Origin of the sequence: Variovorax sp. 278MFTsu5.1, from assembly GCF_048305045.1 — a bacterium.
Classification (GTDB): Bacteria; Pseudomonadota; Gammaproteobacteria; order Burkholderiales; family Burkholderiaceae_C; genus Variovorax; species Variovorax guangxiensis.
In genome coordinates this window covers 1856351-1871120 of sequence record NZ_CP157622.1, presented here as the reverse complement: position 1 = coordinate 1871120, position 14770 = coordinate 1856351, and the positions used below count along the sequence as shown (strand labels likewise).

The following is a 14770-nucleotide window of genomic DNA, read 5'->3' as shown; positions in this document are numbered from 1 at the left end:
GGGGTGGCGGCCACACGAAGTGGGCAAGCCTGGGGGTGTGCTTTTTTACCCCGCCCCGAGTGCCACTGCAACGTGGTAGGTGATGAAGCAGGCCATGTAGGCCAGCGCGAAGAGATAGCCCGCCATGATCCAGACGTACTTCCACGAACCGGTCTCGCGCTTCACGGCCGCCAGCGTCGAGATGCACTGCGGCGCGAACACGTACCACACCAGCAGCGACAGCGCGGTGGCCAGCGTCCAGCTGCCGGCGATCAGCGGCTCCAGCGCGCCCGCCACGTCGTCGCCCGTGGCCGAGAGCGCATACACCGTGCCCAGCGCGCCCACGGCCACTTCGCGCGCCGCCATGCCCGGCACCAGCGCGATCGATATCTGCCAGTTGAAACCGATGGGCGCGAAGATGTGCTCCAGGCCGCGGCCGATCATGCCGGCCAGGCTGTACTGGATGGCCGGGCCGGTCGCGCCTTCGGGCGGCGACGGGAAGGTCGAGAGGAACCACAGCAGGATCGTCAGCGTCAGGATGATCGTGCCCACGCGCTGGATGAAGATCCATGCGCGCTCGTACAGGCCCAGCGCCAGGTTGCGCAGGTTGGGCCAGCGGTAGGCCGGCAGCTCCATGAGCAGCGGCGAGTGCTGCGTGCTGTCGCGGAAGCGCTTCATGACCCAGGCCACGGCCATCGCCGAGACGATGCCGAACACGTACAGCGCGAACAGCACCACACCCTGCAGGTTGAAGATGCCGCCCACGGTGCGCGCCGGGATGAAGGCCGCGATGAGCAGCGCATACACGGGCAGCCGCGCCGAGCAGGTCATGAGCGGCGCGATCATGATCGTCGTGATGCGGTCGCGCCAGTTGCTGATGGTGCGCGTGGCCATCACGCCCGGAATGGCGCAGGCGAAGCTCGACAGCAGCGGAATGAACGAGCGGCCCGACAGCCCCACGGTGCCCATCACGCGGTCGAGCAGGAAGGCCGCGCGCGGCAGGTAGCCCGAGTCTTCCAGCGCGAGGATGAAGAGGAAAAGAATCAGGATCTGCGGCAGGAAGACGATGACGCCGCCCACGCCCGCGATCACGCCGTCGACCAGCAGGCTCTGCAGCATGCCCTCGGGCATGTAGGTCTTCAGCAGGTTGCCCAGCCCTTCGGTACCGGCCTTGATGGCGTCCATGGGCACGTTGGCCCAGCTGAACACCGCCTGGAACATCAGGAACATGGTCACGGCCAGCACCAGCATGCCCCACACGGGGTGCAGCACCACGCGGTCGATGCGGTCGCTGGTGGCGAGGCTGCCGACCGGCTCCTTCACCGCGAGGCCGAGGATGCGGCGCACCTCGCGCTGCGTGGCCAGCACGTCGTCCAGGCCCGGTGCCTTCCAGGGCTGGGGCGTGGCAGCGGCCACGGGGGTGTCGAGGGCTTCGAGCAGGCCCTGCGCGCCGCCGGTGTGCACGCCGACGGTCTCGATGACCGGCACGCCGAGTTCGCGCGCGAGCACGGCCGTGTCGACCGCGATGCCCTGCTTCTTCGCCATGTCGGTCATGTTGAGCGCCACCACCATCGGCAGGCCGAGGCGCCTGGCTTCGAGCACCAGCCGCAGGTTCAGGCGCAGGTTGGTGGCGTCGGTGACGCACACCAGCAGGTCGGGCAGCGCTTCCTTGCTCTGGCCGGTGACGATGTCGCGGGTGACGGCCTCGTCGGCGCTCAGCGCGTTCAGGCTGTAGGCGCCCGGCAGGTCGAGCACGAAGACACGGCGGCCCGAGGGCGTGCGCAGCGTGCCCTCCTTGCGCTCGACGGTCACGCCCGCGTAGTTGGCGACCTTCTGGCGGCTGCCGGTGAGCAGGTTGAACAGCGCGGTCTTGCCGCAGTTGGGATTGCCCAGCAGCGCGATACGGCCCGGCTGTGCGGTGGGCGCGAGGCGGCCCGGCCCCTGGATGACGGCTTCAACCATGGTTGGCGGCTCCCGGCGTGACGTGGATCAGCGCGGCCTCGTGGCGGCGCAGCGCGAAGGTGGTGTGGCCCAGGCGCACGGCCAGCGGCTCGCGTCCCGGGATGCCGCTGGCGACGATGCGCACCGCCTCGCCCGGCACGAAGCCGATTTCGGTCAGGCGCAGGACGAGCTCGCGGTCGTCCGCGCTCTCGGGCCGGGCCACGTCGAGCACGGTGGCCCACTGGTTGTTGGGAAGCTTGTCGAGGCTCAGGGCGACGGCGGTGGTCGGCGCTGCGCCGAAATCGTTGGTTCGCACGGTGGGGGCGGAGACGCCCTGAATATCGGGCGCATCTGTAAGCAAAACCCAGATGCTAGCAATTCTCACTCGCGAAAACCTGACCAACCCCTCAGAAATGCGGGCTGCAGGGCCAGAAACACCGCGGAACCGGCTTTGCCGGGCCGCTGGTGTTGCCCCGGAAGGGGGTTGGCGAAGCGACACGAAGTGCGCGAAGACTGGGGGCGAGCCTAGTTCAGCCCCAGCATGCCGCGCAGTTTGGAGAGATCTTCGGCCAGCGTGTTGACCCGCCCGGCCAGCAGCTTGCGGTCGCGCTCGCTGAGCTTCGAATAGGTTTCGAAGCCGCCGTCGGCCGTGCGGTACTTGGCCAGCGTGTCGAAAACCACCTTGAAGTTGGCCTCGGCCTTGTCCGAGAAGGCCTTGTTCTCCTTCACGACCAGCGGGCGCAGCAGTTCGACGATCTTGTAGGCGCCCTCGAAGTTCGACTGGAAGTCCCACAGGTCGGTGTGGCTGTAGCGGTTTTCCTCCCCCGAGATCTTGGTGGCCGCCACCTCCTCCATCAGCACGGCGGCGCCGCCCACCACTTTCTCGGGCGGGAAGGTGAGCGCGGCCAGGCGCTTCTGCAGTTCGAGCACGTCGGCCAGCAGCTTGTCGGCCACGGGGTTGAGCCCCTTGGTGCTCTTGTGCACCCACAGGCCGTGTTCGATGCGGTGGAAGCCGCCGAAGTCCGGGTCCTTCTCGGCCTTCTCGTGGTCGTCGGCGCGCGAATCGATCGCCTTGTCGAGATCGTTGAAGAGCTCGGCCACCGGCTCGATGCGCTCGTAGCTGGTGCGCGTGGGCGCATAGAGCTTCTTCGCCTTCTCGACGTCGCCGGCCTTCACCGCGGCGGTGAAGGCGCGCGTGTCCGCCGCCAGCTTGCGCACGTTCTCGGCGACGTAGATCTTGTAGTCGGAGATGGGGCCGACCAGTTCGAGCGGCGACACGGCGGCCTGCGCGCCAGCGACATGAAGCCCGGCGAAGCCTGCGACGAGAGTGGTGAGGAAGTGGCGGCGGAACTGCACGGTCATGGATCTCCTTGTTCTGGGCAGTGATGAAAATCTTGCGGGCCTCTGGCAGACCGGCCTTCAGGCGGACATCAGCGAGCGCCCCAGCCAGTCGCGCTCGTCCCGCACGCCCGGCAGCGTGAAGAAAAAGCCGCCGCCGATGGGCTTGATGTATTCCTCGAGCGGTTCGCCGTCGAGGCGCTTCTGCACCGCGATGAAGCCGTTCTCCAGGTCGGCCTGGTAGCAGATGAACAGCAGCCCCATCTCGAGCTGGCCCGACTTGGTGACGCCGTTCGAATAGTTGAAGGGCCGGCGCAGCATCAGGTTCTTGTCCGAAGCCCTGGTGCGCGGGTTCGCCAGGCGGATGTGCGCATCCATCGGCGTGACCTTGCCTTCGGGGTCCTTCGTGTAGTCGGGCACGTCGTGCTCGGTCTTGCCGCCGTCCATCGGCGCGCCGCTGGGCTTGAGCCGGCCCATGATGGCCTCCTGCTCCTGCAGCGGCGTGCGGTCCCAGCGCTCGACGAAGTTGCGGATGATGCGCACCGCCTGGTAGCTGCCGCCCGCGGCCCAGGCCGGTTCGTCGCTGCCGGGCTGCACCCAGACGATGCGGTCCATGAGAGCGCCGTCGGCCGAGTCGGGGTTGGCCGAGCCGTCCCTGAAGCCGAGGAAGTTGCGCGCGCTCTCGGCCGGCTTGCCGGGCACGGCCGGAATCGGCGGCACCGTGCCTTCCTGCTTCCAGTGCAGCACCAGCAGGTCGGGCGTGTTCTTGATGATGTCGCGCAGCGCGTGGATGTTGGTGTCGGGCGTGTTGGCGCAGAACTGGATCGACAGGTCGCCATGGCACAGCGCGGCATCGAGCGCGTCGTTCGGGTGGCGCTGCATTTGGCTCAGCCGCAGCGGCTTCTTCTTCGCGAGGCCGAAGCGCTCGTCGAAGAGCGACGCGCCGACCGACACGGTCACGGTCAGCGCGTCGGGCTGCACCACCGGCCCGAGGATGCCCGAGCCCGCCGGCGGCAGCTTGGGGTCGGGGTCGACCTGCGGCCCGCCCTGCGTGAGGAAGGCGATGCGCTCGGTGAGCGTGCGGAACAGCCGCTCCAGGTCTGCGCGGTTCTCGGCCAGCACGTAGAACGACGCGATCATGCCGGCCGTCGGGCGCGGCGTCACGATGCCGGCCTGGTGCCTGCCGAGGAAGGGCACGCGGTCCTGCGTGTGGGTGCTCTGCGGCGCGTCGGTGACCTGCGCGCCGTTGTCGGGCGCGGCCGCACGGGCGGAAGTTGCAGCGAGGCCGGCAAAGGCTGCGCCAGCCGCGCCGAGCATGCGGCGGCGGTGCGGGGAAACGGGCTCGGGCTTGTTCGACTTGTCCATGGTGCTGTCTCTCAACTCATTCCAGCCCGAGCGCGGCGTTCACCTTGCCGAGCTCCTCGGCCAGCGCGCGCACGGTTTCGGCCATCGCCTTTCTCTGCGCCTCGTCGAGCGGCGCGGGCTTGAAGCCCTCGCCCTCGCGGTAGGGCCCCAGCGCGGCGTCGAAGGCAGCGAAGCGCTCGTCCACGCTCTTCTGCAGCGCGGGTGCGGCCTTCACGAGCAGCGGCTGCAGCAGGTCGGCGATCTTCTTCGTGCCCTCGTAGCTGCCCTGCAGGTTCGCGGCCTCGGCGTGGCCGTAGTGGTCCTCGCCGCCGGCCGGCAGGTTCTCGGCCACGCGGCGCAGCAGCTTCGAGGCCGAGCCCGCGAGCCGCTCGGGCGGGACGTTGAGCCCGCGCAGGCGCTCCTTGAGCACGCCGATGTCGGCGATGAGCCTGTCGGCGGCGGGCGCCAGGCTCCTGGTTTCGTTCTGGCCGTACAGCCCGTACTCGATACGGTGGAAGCCGGTGAAGCCCGGGTCGGCCTCTCGCTTCTCGAAGTAGTCCGCGCGCGCGTTGATGCGGGTGTCGAGGTCGGCGAAAAGCTCCGCCATCGGCTCGATGCGCTTGTAGGCCTGGTGCGCCGACGCGTAGAGCGCCCTCGCCTGCTGCAGGTCGCCGGCCTTGATGGCATCGGTCAACGCGCGCACCGCGTCGTCGAGCGAACCGGCTTCGAGCCGCAGGAAGGTCTGGTACTCGGCCAGCGCGCCCACGTAGTTGACCAGCGAGGGCCGGGCCGCTTCGGCGTCCGATGCGGCCGACGGCGTCACGCGCAGCTTGCCGCGCGGATTGCTCAGCAGGCCGCAGGTGATGGCGAATTCGCCCGGCTGCAGCTTGACCGTCATGGTCTGCGAGAAGCCCGGCGCGATGTTCTCGCGCTCCTCCACCACCATCACGCCGTCGAGAATCTCCCACTCGAGCGCGCGGTTCGACTTGTTGACGATGGTGAAGGTGGTGCGCCCCGCCGGCACGGTGATCTCGTTGGGCTCGCAGGCGTTGCCCTGGATGGTGACGGTGACGGCGTTGTCGACCGCCTTGGCAGGCGCCTTGCGCGCCTCGTTCGAGGCATACCAGAAGGCCGCGAGGCCGGCGACCACCAGCAGCGCCGAAGCGGCCACCGCCACGCGCATCAGGTTGGACGAAGAGGGCTTGTTGTCGGAAGAAGAAGAGGACATTGCAGGTTTCAGCGAGCCACGGCCGCGCGAGGCGCCGGCGCGGCGGCCGGGCGCAGGAAGAAGAACAGCGAGACGGCCAGGAAGGCCAGGTAGACGACGACCTCGCCCACCACCGGCGCGGCCTGGTAGCCCAGCAGGCCCGAGAGCACGGCGCCCAGGGGGCTGTCCATCGGCAGCGCGGTGCTCATGTCGAACACCACCGTCTGCAGGTGGTTCCAGACGCCCCCTTCATGCAGCTTGCGCAGCACGCCGGCCAGCAGGCCCGCGGCCACCAGCAGGATGAAGAGGCCGGTGAAGCGGAAGAAGCGGCGCAGGTCGAGCCGCACGCCGCCCGAATACAGGCCCCAGCCGATCGCCACCGAGACCGCGATGCCGCCCAGCGCGCCCACCGGCGCCTCCCAGCCGCTGCTCTGCTGGAACACGGCCAGCAGGAAGAACACCGACTCCAGCCCCTCGCGCGCCACGGCCAGGAACACCATGCCGATCAGCGCCCAGCCCTGCCCGTCCGCGCCCTTGCCAAGTGCCTTGTCGATGGAGGCCTGCAGTTCGCCCTTGATGGAGCGCGCGGCCTTGCGCATCCAGAACACCATCGAGGTCAGCATGACCACGGCGATCAGCCCGACCACGCCCTCGAACAGCTCCTGCTGCTTCTGCGGGAACTCCGCTGCCAGCAGTTGCAGGCCGGCGCCCGCGAACAGCGAGAGCGCCGTGGCCAGCAACACGCCGACCCACACCGCGGGCATCAGCGCGCCGCGTCCGCTCTGCTTGAGGTAGCTGGCAACGATGCCGACGATCAGCGCGGCTTCGATGCCTTCGCGCAGCATGATGAGGAATGGAATGAGCATCGGCTTCGGAAATGGAGGCGGTTGAGGCCCTCCGGAGCCGGCATGGGTCAGCGCGCGAGTCTGCGTTTGCCTTTGCTTCTGGCTCCACGGAGGAGCGTCCGAGCATAGCGCATCAAATAAGAAACATTCTCATTTGTGGGCTTTTCTTGCCGAATGGTAATGATTGCCCTGCCCGCCTCGCCCTACCCGCTCCCGCCGGAGCGGCAGCGTCAGGAAACCAGTTCGGCGACGTGGGCGCTGACCGCGCCGCCGTCGATGCGCAGCTCGGCCGCCGAGATCGGCAGCCTGAACCGCCTCGGCCCCGCGCTACCGGGATTGACGTAGAGCACGCCGTCGCGCTCCTGCACCTTCGGCTTGTGCGAATGGCCGGAAACCACCACGCGCACGCCCGCCGCGCGCGGTTCGATGTCGATCTGCGCGAGATCGTGGATGGCGTAGAGGCGCACATCGCCGAAGGTCACCAGTTCGGTCTCGGCGATGCGATCGGCCCAGGCTTCGCGGTCGTTGTTGCCCCGCACGACCGTCAGCGGCGCGATGCGCGCCAGCGCTTCGAGGATGCCGGCGTTGCCGATGTCGCCGCCGTGGACGATGAAGTCGCTGCCCTCCAGGAAGGCGAGCGCCTCGGGCCGCATCAGCCCGTGGGTGTCGGAAATCAGGCCGATGCGAATCATGGAGAAGAAGGAGCCGGCGCGGACGCAAGATGCGCCTGCGCCCGCCCCAGCGGCCGCTCAGGCGGCCAGCAGCTGCCGCAGCACGAAGGGCAGGATGCCGCCGTGCTTGTAGTAGTCGACCTCGATCGGCGTGTCGATGCGCAGGCGCACCGTCACTTCCTGGTGCGAGCCGTCGGCGCGGTGCACCACCAGCTTCACGTCCATCTGCGGCTTCAGCTCGCTGCCGATCACCACATCGATCTGCTCGTTGCCGGTGAGGCCCAGCGTCTGCCATGAATCGGCGCCGCGGAACTGCAGCGGCAGCACGCCCATGCCGACCAGGTTGGCGCGGTGGATGCGCTCGAAGCTGCGCGCCACCACGGCCTTGATGCCCAGCAACTGCGTGCCCTTGGCGGCCCAGTCGCGCGAGGAGCCGGTGCCGTACTCCTCGCCGCCGAACACCACCGTGGGCGTGTTCTGGGCGATGTACTTCATGGCCGCGTCGTAGATGAACATCTTCTCGCCCGAGGGCTGGAACAGCGTGACGCCGCCCTCTTCCTGCGTGCCGTTGGCATCCGGCGGAATCATCAGGTTCTTGATGCGCACGTTGGCGAAGGTGCCGCGCATCATCACGTCGTGGTTGCCGCGACGCGAGCCGTAGCTGTTGAAGTCGGCCTTGGACACGCCGTGCGCCTTCAGCCAGATGCCCGCGGGAGAGCTTTCCTTGATGGAGCCGGCCGGCGAGATGTGGTCGGTGGTGATCGAGTCGCCGAACAGCGCCATGATGCGCGCGCCCTTGAAGCCCGCATCCGTGGAATGCGGCTCCATCTTGAAGCCCTCGAAGAACGGCGGCTCGGCGATGTAGGTCGACTCCGGCCAGTCGTACACCTGCCCGGTGGTGCCCTTGATGCTGCTCCAGAACTTGCCCGGATCGGTCTTGACCTTGTCGTAGTTCGCGCGGAACGACTTGGCGTTCATCGCATAGCGCAGGTTCTGGTCGATTTCCTTCGGCGTGGGCCAGATGTCGCCCAGGTACACGTCCTTGCCGCCCTTGCCCTTGCCCACGGGCTGGGTCATCAGGTCGGTCATCACGTTGCCGGCGATGGCGAAGGCCACCACCAGCGGCGGCGAGGCCAGGAAGTTGGCCTTCAGGTTCGGATGGATGCGCGCCTCGAAATTGCGGTTGCCCGAGAGCACGGCCGCGCCGACCAGGTCGTTCTTCGTGATGGCTTCGTTGATCTCGGGCGTGAGGTCGCCCGCGTTGCCGATGCAGGTGGTGCAGCCGTAGCCCGCGAGGTAGAAGCCCAGCTTCTCCAGGTACGGCAGCAGGCCGGCCTTCTCCAGGTATTCGGTGACGATGCGCGAGCCAGGGGCCAGCGAGGTCTTCACGTGCGGCTTGACCGAGAGGCCCGCCTCCACCGCCTTCTTCGCGAGCAGGCCGGCGGCCAGCATCACGCTCGGGTTGGAGGTGTTCGTGCAAGAGGTGATTGCCGCGATCAGCACGTCGCCGTTGCCGATGGTGACTTCGCCCTTGGGCGCGGCGGGCGCGCTGGCGCTCACATGCGCGGCGGCCTTGGTCGAGCGGTTGGCCACCATCTCGACCACGTCCAGCGGCGCGCCCGCCGGCGGCGGGGCGGCTTCCTCGTCGCCGCTCTTGCCGGCGGCGGCCAGCGGATAGCGCAGCTTGAGCTTGTCGGCCGGCTGGTTGAAGCCGTTGGCGTCGTTGGGCTTGCTGTAGAGCTCCGAGAACTTGGTGGAAAGATCGCCGAGGTTGATGCGGTCCTGCGGCCGCTTCGGGCCGGCCAGGCTGGGCGACACGGTGCCGAGGTCGAGCCTCACCACCTTCGTGTAGTCGATGTCGCCGGGGTTGGGCATGCCGAACAGGCCCTGTGCCTTGTAGTAGGCCTCGAAGCGCTCGACCTCCTCCTTGGTGCGGCCGGTGCCCTCGAAGTAGGCCACCGTCATCTCGTCGACCGGGAAGAAGCCCATGGTCGCGCCGTACTCGGGCGCCATGTTGCCGATGGTCGCGCGGTCGGGCACCGCGATGGAAGCGGCGCCCGGGCCGAAGAATTCGACGAACTTGCCCACCACCTTCTCGGCGCGCAGGATCGAGGTGACGTAGAGCACCAGGTCGGTCGCGGTGACGCCTTCGCGAAGCTGGCCGGTGAGCTCGAAGCCCACCACGTCGGGCGTGAGCATGTAGACCGGCTGGCCCAGCATGGCCGCCTCGGCCTCGATGCCGCCCACGCCCCAGCCGACCACGCCGATGCCATTGATCATCGTGGTGTGGCTGTCGGTGCCGACCAGCGAGTCGGGGTAGTAAGTTGATTTGTCTTCCTTGTCGTTCGGGCTCTTGTAGACGCCGCGCGCGAAGTACTCGAGGTTGACCTGGTGCACGATGCCGAAGCCCGGCGGCACCACGCGGAAGGTGTCGAAGGCCTGCATGCCCCACTTCATGAACTGGTAGCGCTCGTTGTTGCGCTGGAACTCCAGCTTCATGTTCAGGTCGAGCGCCTTCGGCGTGCCGTAGTGGTCGACCATCACCGAGTGGTCGACCACCAGGTCGACGGGCACCAGCGGCTCGATGGTCTTGGGCGACTTGCCCAGCTTGCCGGCCACGCTGCGCATGGCGGCCAGGTCGGCCAGCAGCGGCACGCCGGTGAAGTCCTGCAGCACGACGCGGGTGACGACGAAGGGAATCTCGTCGACGCGCTCTGCATTCGGCGCCCAGTGGGCCAGCTCTTCGACGTGCTTGGCCGTGACCTTCTGCCCGTCGCAGTTGCGCAGCACCGACTCGAGCACGATGCGGATGGAAACCGGCAGGCGGTCGACGGACGGGTATTGCTTGGCCAGTTCCTTCAGGGACCAGTATTTGCCGGACTTGCCCGACGGGGTCTTGAAGGACTTGAGGGTGGACGCAAAGGCATGCGCCGGGGCTTTGGCCATGGAGAGACTCCTGTTTGTTCGTGGAAGCCTCTCAAGGATAGCTGGGATGAATGTCAACCGTTGTAGTCGGGGGACTTGGCTCGCCCCCAGGCTGCGCGCACTTCGTGTCGCTTCGCCACCCCCTACCGGGGGCAACACCAGAGGCCCGGCAGAGCCGGTTCCTCGGTGTTTCTCGAAAGGAACACGGAGCCTTTCAGGCCATGACCATGTTCACGCCGCCACGGCTGCGGCGCAGCCCGGTCCACTGCAGCTCGGCCAGCACGATCACGCACACGGCCTGCGCCAGCACCCAGGCCAGGCCCACGGCGGTGACCGGGAAGATGCCGCTCACCAGCAGCGAGATGCAGGCCACGGCCCAGCCGAAATTGCCGGCGACGACAAGGCCGATCAGCGTGCGCGGCGGCGTGCTGCGGCTGGCCATGAAGGCCGCCATGGCCGCGTAGGCCAGAAGGAACACACCGGTGCCCATGAGCAGCGGCGCCGGCAACCCGGTCAGCCCGGCGAGCGCGCCGGTGAAGGCGACCTGCAGCGCGCCGGTGGCGGCGCAGGAGGCGGCGTCGGCCCACATCACGTTGGGCAGGAAGCGGGGGGATGCGAAGATGGACATGGCGGACATGGAATCTCTCCTTGGGTGGTTACGCCGCAAGCCAGTCCTGCCGCGTTGGGGTCGATGATTCCGGCCCCGCTGCATCGGGTCGATGACCTGGGAGGTCATGGCGCCGCGCCATCGCCACGCCAGAATGCGGGTCCATGAACACCACCCGCTCCCACACGTCCAAGGCCGGCCAGCCCGGCGCGCGCGACCCGTTCGGCGCGCACCTGCGGCACTGGCGCACCCATCGCCGGCTCAGCCAGCTCGACCTGGCGCAGGAGGCCGAGGTCTCTACCCGGCACCTGAGCTACGTCGAAACCGGCCGCGCCGCGCCCAGCCGCGAGATGGTGCTGCGCCTGGCCGAGCGGCTCGAGGTTCCGCTGCGCGAGCGCAATGCGCTGCTGGTGGCCGCCGGCTTCGCGCCGATGTACAGGCAGCGCTCGCTCGACGACCCCGCGATGGCCGCCGCGCGCCGCGCCGTCGACCTGGTGCTGAAAGGCCACGAACCCTTTCCGGCGCTGGCCGTGGACCGTCACTGGAACCTGGTCGCGCACAACGCGCTGGTTCCACTGCTGATGGAAGGCGCCTCGCCCGAACTTCTGAAACCGCCGATCAACGTGCTGCGCCTGAGCCTGCACCCCGAGGGCGTGGCGCCGCGCATCGCCAACCTCGCGCAGTGGCGCGTGCATCTGCTGGAGCGCCTGCAGCAGCAGATCGCCGCCACGGGCGATGCGGCGCTGCAGTCATTGCACGACGAACTCGAAGCCTATCCGGCGCCCGCGGTGAGCCACGACGCGCCCGTCATCGACACCGCGCTGTCGGCGGTGGCCGTGCCCTTCCAGGTGGTGATGCCCGGCGGCGTGCTGAGCTTCATCAGCACCATCACGATCTTCGGCACGCCGGTGGACGTCACGCTGCAGGAACTCGCGGTGGAGTCGTTCTTTCCGGCGGACGAGCAGACGGCGGCTGCGCTGACGGCACTGGCGGCGCAGCAACAGCAGCAGGCGGGCTGAGGTCCGCCCTGCCCTGCGCATCGCGCGGCGGGCCTTCGAAGTCGTCGACCTGGATGACCTTGTCGGCCGCCTTCAGGTAGGCCAGCGCCAGCTCGGGGTCGGGCGCCGAGCGCGCAGCCTCTTCAAGCGAGTTCGTGCGGCGCAGCACCTTGTTGAGCGCGGCCGTGCCGTCGCCAAGCTTCGCGCCCAGTTCCATCGCATGCATCAGGTCGAGCAGGCCGCCCGCGGCTGGCTCGCTCAGGTCGGGCGCCAGCCGCCCGACGATGCGCGGGTCCTTGCGCAACAGGTCGGCCAGTTCGAGCAACTGCAGGTCGCGCAGCGGCGCCAGGTGCGCGGTGCGGCGCAGCACCAGCGAACCGATCACGCGCCGCCCCGGCGCCGGAAGGTTCGCGTAGAGATCGCGCAGGATGCCGCCGGCCTCGTCGATCTGCAGCCGGATCGCCGCCTTCGCGAAGGGCAGCATCTCCGGCGCCCGCTCGACGCCGTAGCGCCACACGCAGGCGCTCGCCAGATAGAGATGCGCGAGCACGTCGCCCAGGCGCGCCGAGAGCAGCTCCATGCGCTTGAGCTTGCCGCCGAGCATGCCCATCGCGAGATCGGCCGTGAGCGCGTACTTGGCACTCATGCGCGCGATGAGCCGTGCTTCATGCACCAGTTCGTCCGGCGGCGAGCCGAGCACCGGCGCGCCGAACAGGCTGCGCCACAGGTTCACCGCCACGTGCCGGCCGTGCGCCATCAGCGCCTTGCCGAGCGCGGTCTCGTCCTTCGCCTGCACGGCGGCCATTTCGTCGAGCACGTGCGGATGGCACCGCACCGCGCCCTGCCCGAACACGATCAGCGCACGCGTGAGGATGTTGGCGCCCTCCACCGTGATCGCGATCGGCGCCTGCCGGTAGGCCACGCCCAGCAGGTTGGAGGGGCCCGAGATGATGCCCTTGCCTCCGAGGATGTCCATGCCATGGTTCACCGCGCGCCGACCCGCTTCCGTCAGCTGCACCTTGAGGATGGCGCTCGCCACGCTGGGCCGCTCGCCCTTGTCGAGCGCGGCGGCCGTGAAACGGCGCGCGGCGTCGCTCGCATACAGCTCGGCCGACATCTGCGCGACCAGCCCCGCGACAGCATGGAACCTGCCCACCGGCATGCCGAACTGCTCGCGGATCCGGCCGTAGCCGTTGGCCACGTACAGCGCGGTCTGCTGCATCGCCGAGCCCAGCGCCGGCAGCGATATCGCGCGGCCCGCAGCCAGGCATTCCATCAGCATGCGCCAGCCCTGGCCGACCTGCTGCTCGCCGCCGATGATCCAGTCCATCGGCACGAACACCTGGCGGCCGTGGATCGGGCCGTTCATGAAGGCGCTGTCCATCGGCCGGTGGCGACGCCCGATCTCCATGCCGGCCTGCGGCACGGGAATGAGCGCGCAGGTGATGCCCAGCTCGCGCTCGCCTTCCGGCCTGCTCTCGTCGATGGCGTGGAAGGCCAGCCCGACCACGGTGGCGACCGGTGCGAGCGTGATGTAGCGCTTGTCGAAATCGACCAGGAAGCCGCGCCGCATGCGCCCGCCGATCTCGCGCTCCACCAGCATGCCGCGATCGGGAATCGAGGCCGCATCCGAGCCCGCGTAGGGCGAGGTCAGCCCGAAGCACGGCAGCTCGCGGCCGTCGGCCAGGCGCGGCAGGTAGTGGGCCTTCTGAGTGTCGGTGCCGTAGCGCAGCAGCAGCTCGGCCGGGCCCAGTGAATTGGGCACCATCACCGTGACGGCGGTGGCCACGTTGACGGTGGCGATGCGCGCCACCACCGTGGCGTGCGCATGGTGGCCGAAGCCGAGGCCGCCGAACTCCTCGGGAATGATCATTCCGAAGAAGCGCTTCTCGCGCAGGTAGCGCCACACCTCCGGCGGCAGGTCGCGTGCCTGGTCGATGGCGTGGTCGTCGAGCATGCGGCACAGCTCGCGCACTTCGTTGTCGAGAAAGGCCTGCTCGCGCTCGGTGAGCCGGTTCGGGCCCATGGCCGCGAGTGCGTCGAAGTCGGGCCGGCCCGCGAAGAGCCGCCCCTCGAAGCCGACAGTGCCGGCCTCCAGCGCGGCGCGCTCGGTGTCGCCCAGCGGCGGCAGCGCCTTCGAGAAAGGCTGCATGGCCCATCGGCCGATCAATGAAGCCAGTGGCATGGTGCGTCTCCTTCCTGCCGCCGCGGATTCGCGCGCGGATCGTCACCATTCTTCGGGCTTGCGGCCGGCTCGCGGGGCCGGTCAAGGACGTCCCCGGTTGTCGGAGACGGGCGCCTGTCGCCTAGCGCTTCTTCGGTGGCTGGGTCGCGCCGGCACCGGCGGGAGCCGCCGCCGGTGCAGCCGCCGGGTCGCGCCAGCCGTATTCCACGTAGCGCCGGATGATCAGGCAACCCGGCGGCGAATCGATCAGTGAGACCGACGAGGTCGGCTCCTTCTCATCGGTGTAGACCGCGTAGTTGGGCAGCAGCCGCGTCATCTTGTAGCTGGCCAGTTCCTGCTGGCCGACGCTCGCGCAGGTGAAGGGCGCCACCGAGATGCGCTCGGCCGACACGGTGCAGGCGCCGCTGTCGTCGGGAATCGCGGTGATCGACGCGGCCACGCCCGCGTTCGGAAACTCCATGCCGATCAGCGAGAAGATCGGCCCGCCGTCGGGGCGCTTGCGGTCCCAGTCGAGCAGCACGTCATGGCTGCGGCTGCCCTGCACGGTGAGCGTGGCAAGCCGCGTGATCGCCGGCAGGCAGCGCTTGACGCCCACGCTGGTCGCGGCGCGCGTGAGCGTGTCCTGCGGCGGGGCAGGCGGCGCCAGAACGCCCTGGGCGAGCGCGCAGCCGGCGAAGGCCCATGCGAGGGCCGCCAGCGACAGACGGGGGAATCGTTGGGTCGGCTTCAT

The 14770-nt window shown here is 68.9% G+C and carries 12 protein-coding genes; 1 reads left to right on the top strand and 11 read right to left on the bottom strand.

The genetic code is table 11. The features are described from left to right. Positions 1–45: 45 nt before the first annotated feature. The 9 genes from feoB to ABL844_RS08225 form a co-directional block, all read right to left on the bottom strand. Complete coding sequence (gene feoB / locus ABL844_RS08265) at positions 46–1941, bottom strand: ferrous iron transporter B (RefSeq protein ID WP_126022701.1); 1896 nt, start codon at positions 1939–1941, stop codon at positions 46–48. Then, positions 1934–2236, bottom strand: coding sequence for a FeoA family protein (locus ABL844_RS08260; RefSeq protein ID WP_418130973.1), 303 nt, complete (start codon positions 2234–2236; stop codon positions 1934–1936). Before ABL844_RS08260 ends, feoB begins: the two co-directional genes overlap by 8 nt. 209 nt (positions 2237–2445) lie before the next feature. Continuing rightward, positions 2446–3282 (bottom strand): iron uptake system protein EfeO, encoded by an 837-nt coding sequence (efeO, locus tag ABL844_RS08255; protein ID WP_418130972.1) that lies wholly within the window; start codon positions 3280–3282, stop codon positions 2446–2448. 57 nt (positions 3283–3339) lie between these two features. After that, complete coding sequence (efeB, locus tag ABL844_RS08250; RefSeq protein WP_418130971.1) at positions 3340–4623, bottom strand: iron uptake transporter deferrochelatase/peroxidase subunit; 1284 nt, start codon at positions 4621–4623, stop codon at positions 3340–3342. A gap of 16 nt (positions 4624–4639) precedes the next feature. Beyond that, the gene (efeO, locus tag ABL844_RS08245) at positions 4640–5830 is read right to left on the bottom strand and encodes an iron uptake system protein EfeO (RefSeq protein ID WP_418130970.1); all 1191 of its coding nucleotides are present in this window, start codon (positions 5828–5830) and stop codon (positions 4640–4642) included. Positions 5831–5838: 8 nt separating this feature from the next. Next, complete coding sequence (gene efeU / locus ABL844_RS08240; protein WP_418130969.1) at positions 5839–6675, bottom strand: iron uptake transporter permease EfeU; 837 nt, start codon at positions 6673–6675, stop codon at positions 5839–5841. A 209-nt stretch (positions 6676–6884) separates the two neighbouring features. Continuing rightward, complete coding sequence (locus ABL844_RS08235; protein WP_418130968.1) at positions 6885–7346, bottom strand: metallophosphoesterase family protein; 462 nt, start codon at positions 7344–7346, stop codon at positions 6885–6887. 57 nt (positions 7347–7403) lie between these two features. Then, positions 7404–10271, bottom strand: coding sequence for an aconitate hydratase (locus ABL844_RS08230; RefSeq protein ID WP_418130967.1), 2868 nt, complete (start codon positions 10269–10271; stop codon positions 7404–7406). A 193-nt stretch (positions 10272–10464) separates the two neighbouring features. After that, on the bottom strand, positions 10465–10878 hold the full coding sequence (locus tag ABL844_RS08225; protein ID WP_418131888.1) for a hypothetical protein: 414 nt from the start codon (positions 10876–10878) through the stop codon (positions 10465–10467). Between the two features lie 143 nt (positions 10879–11021). On the opposite strand from ABL844_RS08225, the gene ABL844_RS08220 reads away from it, so the two are divergent. Then, positions 11022–11876: a helix-turn-helix domain-containing protein gene (locus ABL844_RS08220; RefSeq protein ID WP_418130966.1), complete on the top strand. Its 855-nt coding sequence runs from the start codon at positions 11022–11024 to the stop codon at positions 11874–11876. Here the strand turns inward: ABL844_RS08220 and ABL844_RS08215 are convergent. Next, the gene (locus ABL844_RS08215) at positions 11773–14040 is read right to left on the bottom strand and encodes an acyl-CoA dehydrogenase (RefSeq protein WP_418130965.1); all 2268 of its coding nucleotides are present in this window, start codon (positions 14038–14040) and stop codon (positions 11773–11775) included. The two genes, ABL844_RS08220 and ABL844_RS08215, sit on opposite strands and share 104 nt — an antisense overlap. Positions 14041–14161: 121 nt before the next feature. Further along, positions 14162–14770, bottom strand: a complete 609-nt coding sequence (locus ABL844_RS08210; protein ID WP_418130964.1) for a hypothetical protein — start codon at positions 14768–14770, stop codon at positions 14162–14164.

Coding starts and splice junctions, on each gene's coding strand:
- feoB (WP_126022701.1), bottom strand. CDS start 1,941: ATGGTTGAAGCCGTCATCCAGGGGCCGGGCCGCCTCGCGCCCACCGCA.
- efeO (WP_418130972.1), bottom strand. CDS start 3,282: ATGACCGTGCAGTTCCGCCGCCACTTCCTCACCACTCTCGTCGCAGGC.
- efeB (WP_418130971.1), bottom strand. CDS start 4,623: ATGGACAAGTCGAACAAGCCCGAGCCCGTTTCCCCGCACCGCCGCCGC.
- efeO (WP_418130970.1), bottom strand. CDS start 5,830: ATGTCCTCTTCTTCTTCCGACAACAAGCCCTCTTCGTCCAACCTGATG.
- efeU (WP_418130969.1), bottom strand. CDS start 6,675: ATGCTCATTCCATTCCTCATCATGCTGCGCGAAGGCATCGAAGCCGCG.
- ABL844_RS08235 (WP_418130968.1), bottom strand. CDS start 7,346: ATGATTCGCATCGGCCTGATTTCCGACACCCACGGGCTGATGCGGCCC.
- ABL844_RS08230 (WP_418130967.1), bottom strand. CDS start 10,271: ATGGCCAAAGCCCCGGCGCATGCCTTTGCGTCCACCCTCAAGTCCTTC.
- ABL844_RS08225 (WP_418131888.1), bottom strand. CDS start 10,878: ATGTCCATCTTCGCATCCCCCCGCTTCCTGCCCAACGTGATGTGGGCC.
- ABL844_RS08220 (WP_418130966.1), top strand. CDS start 11,022: ATGAACACCACCCGCTCCCACACGTCCAAGGCCGGCCAGCCCGGCGCG.
- ABL844_RS08215 (WP_418130965.1), bottom strand. CDS start 14,040: ATGCCACTGGCTTCATTGATCGGCCGATGGGCCATGCAGCCTTTCTCG.
- ABL844_RS08210 (WP_418130964.1), bottom strand. CDS start 14,770: ATGAAGCCGACCCAACGATTCCCCCGTCTGTCGCTGGCGGCCCTCGCA.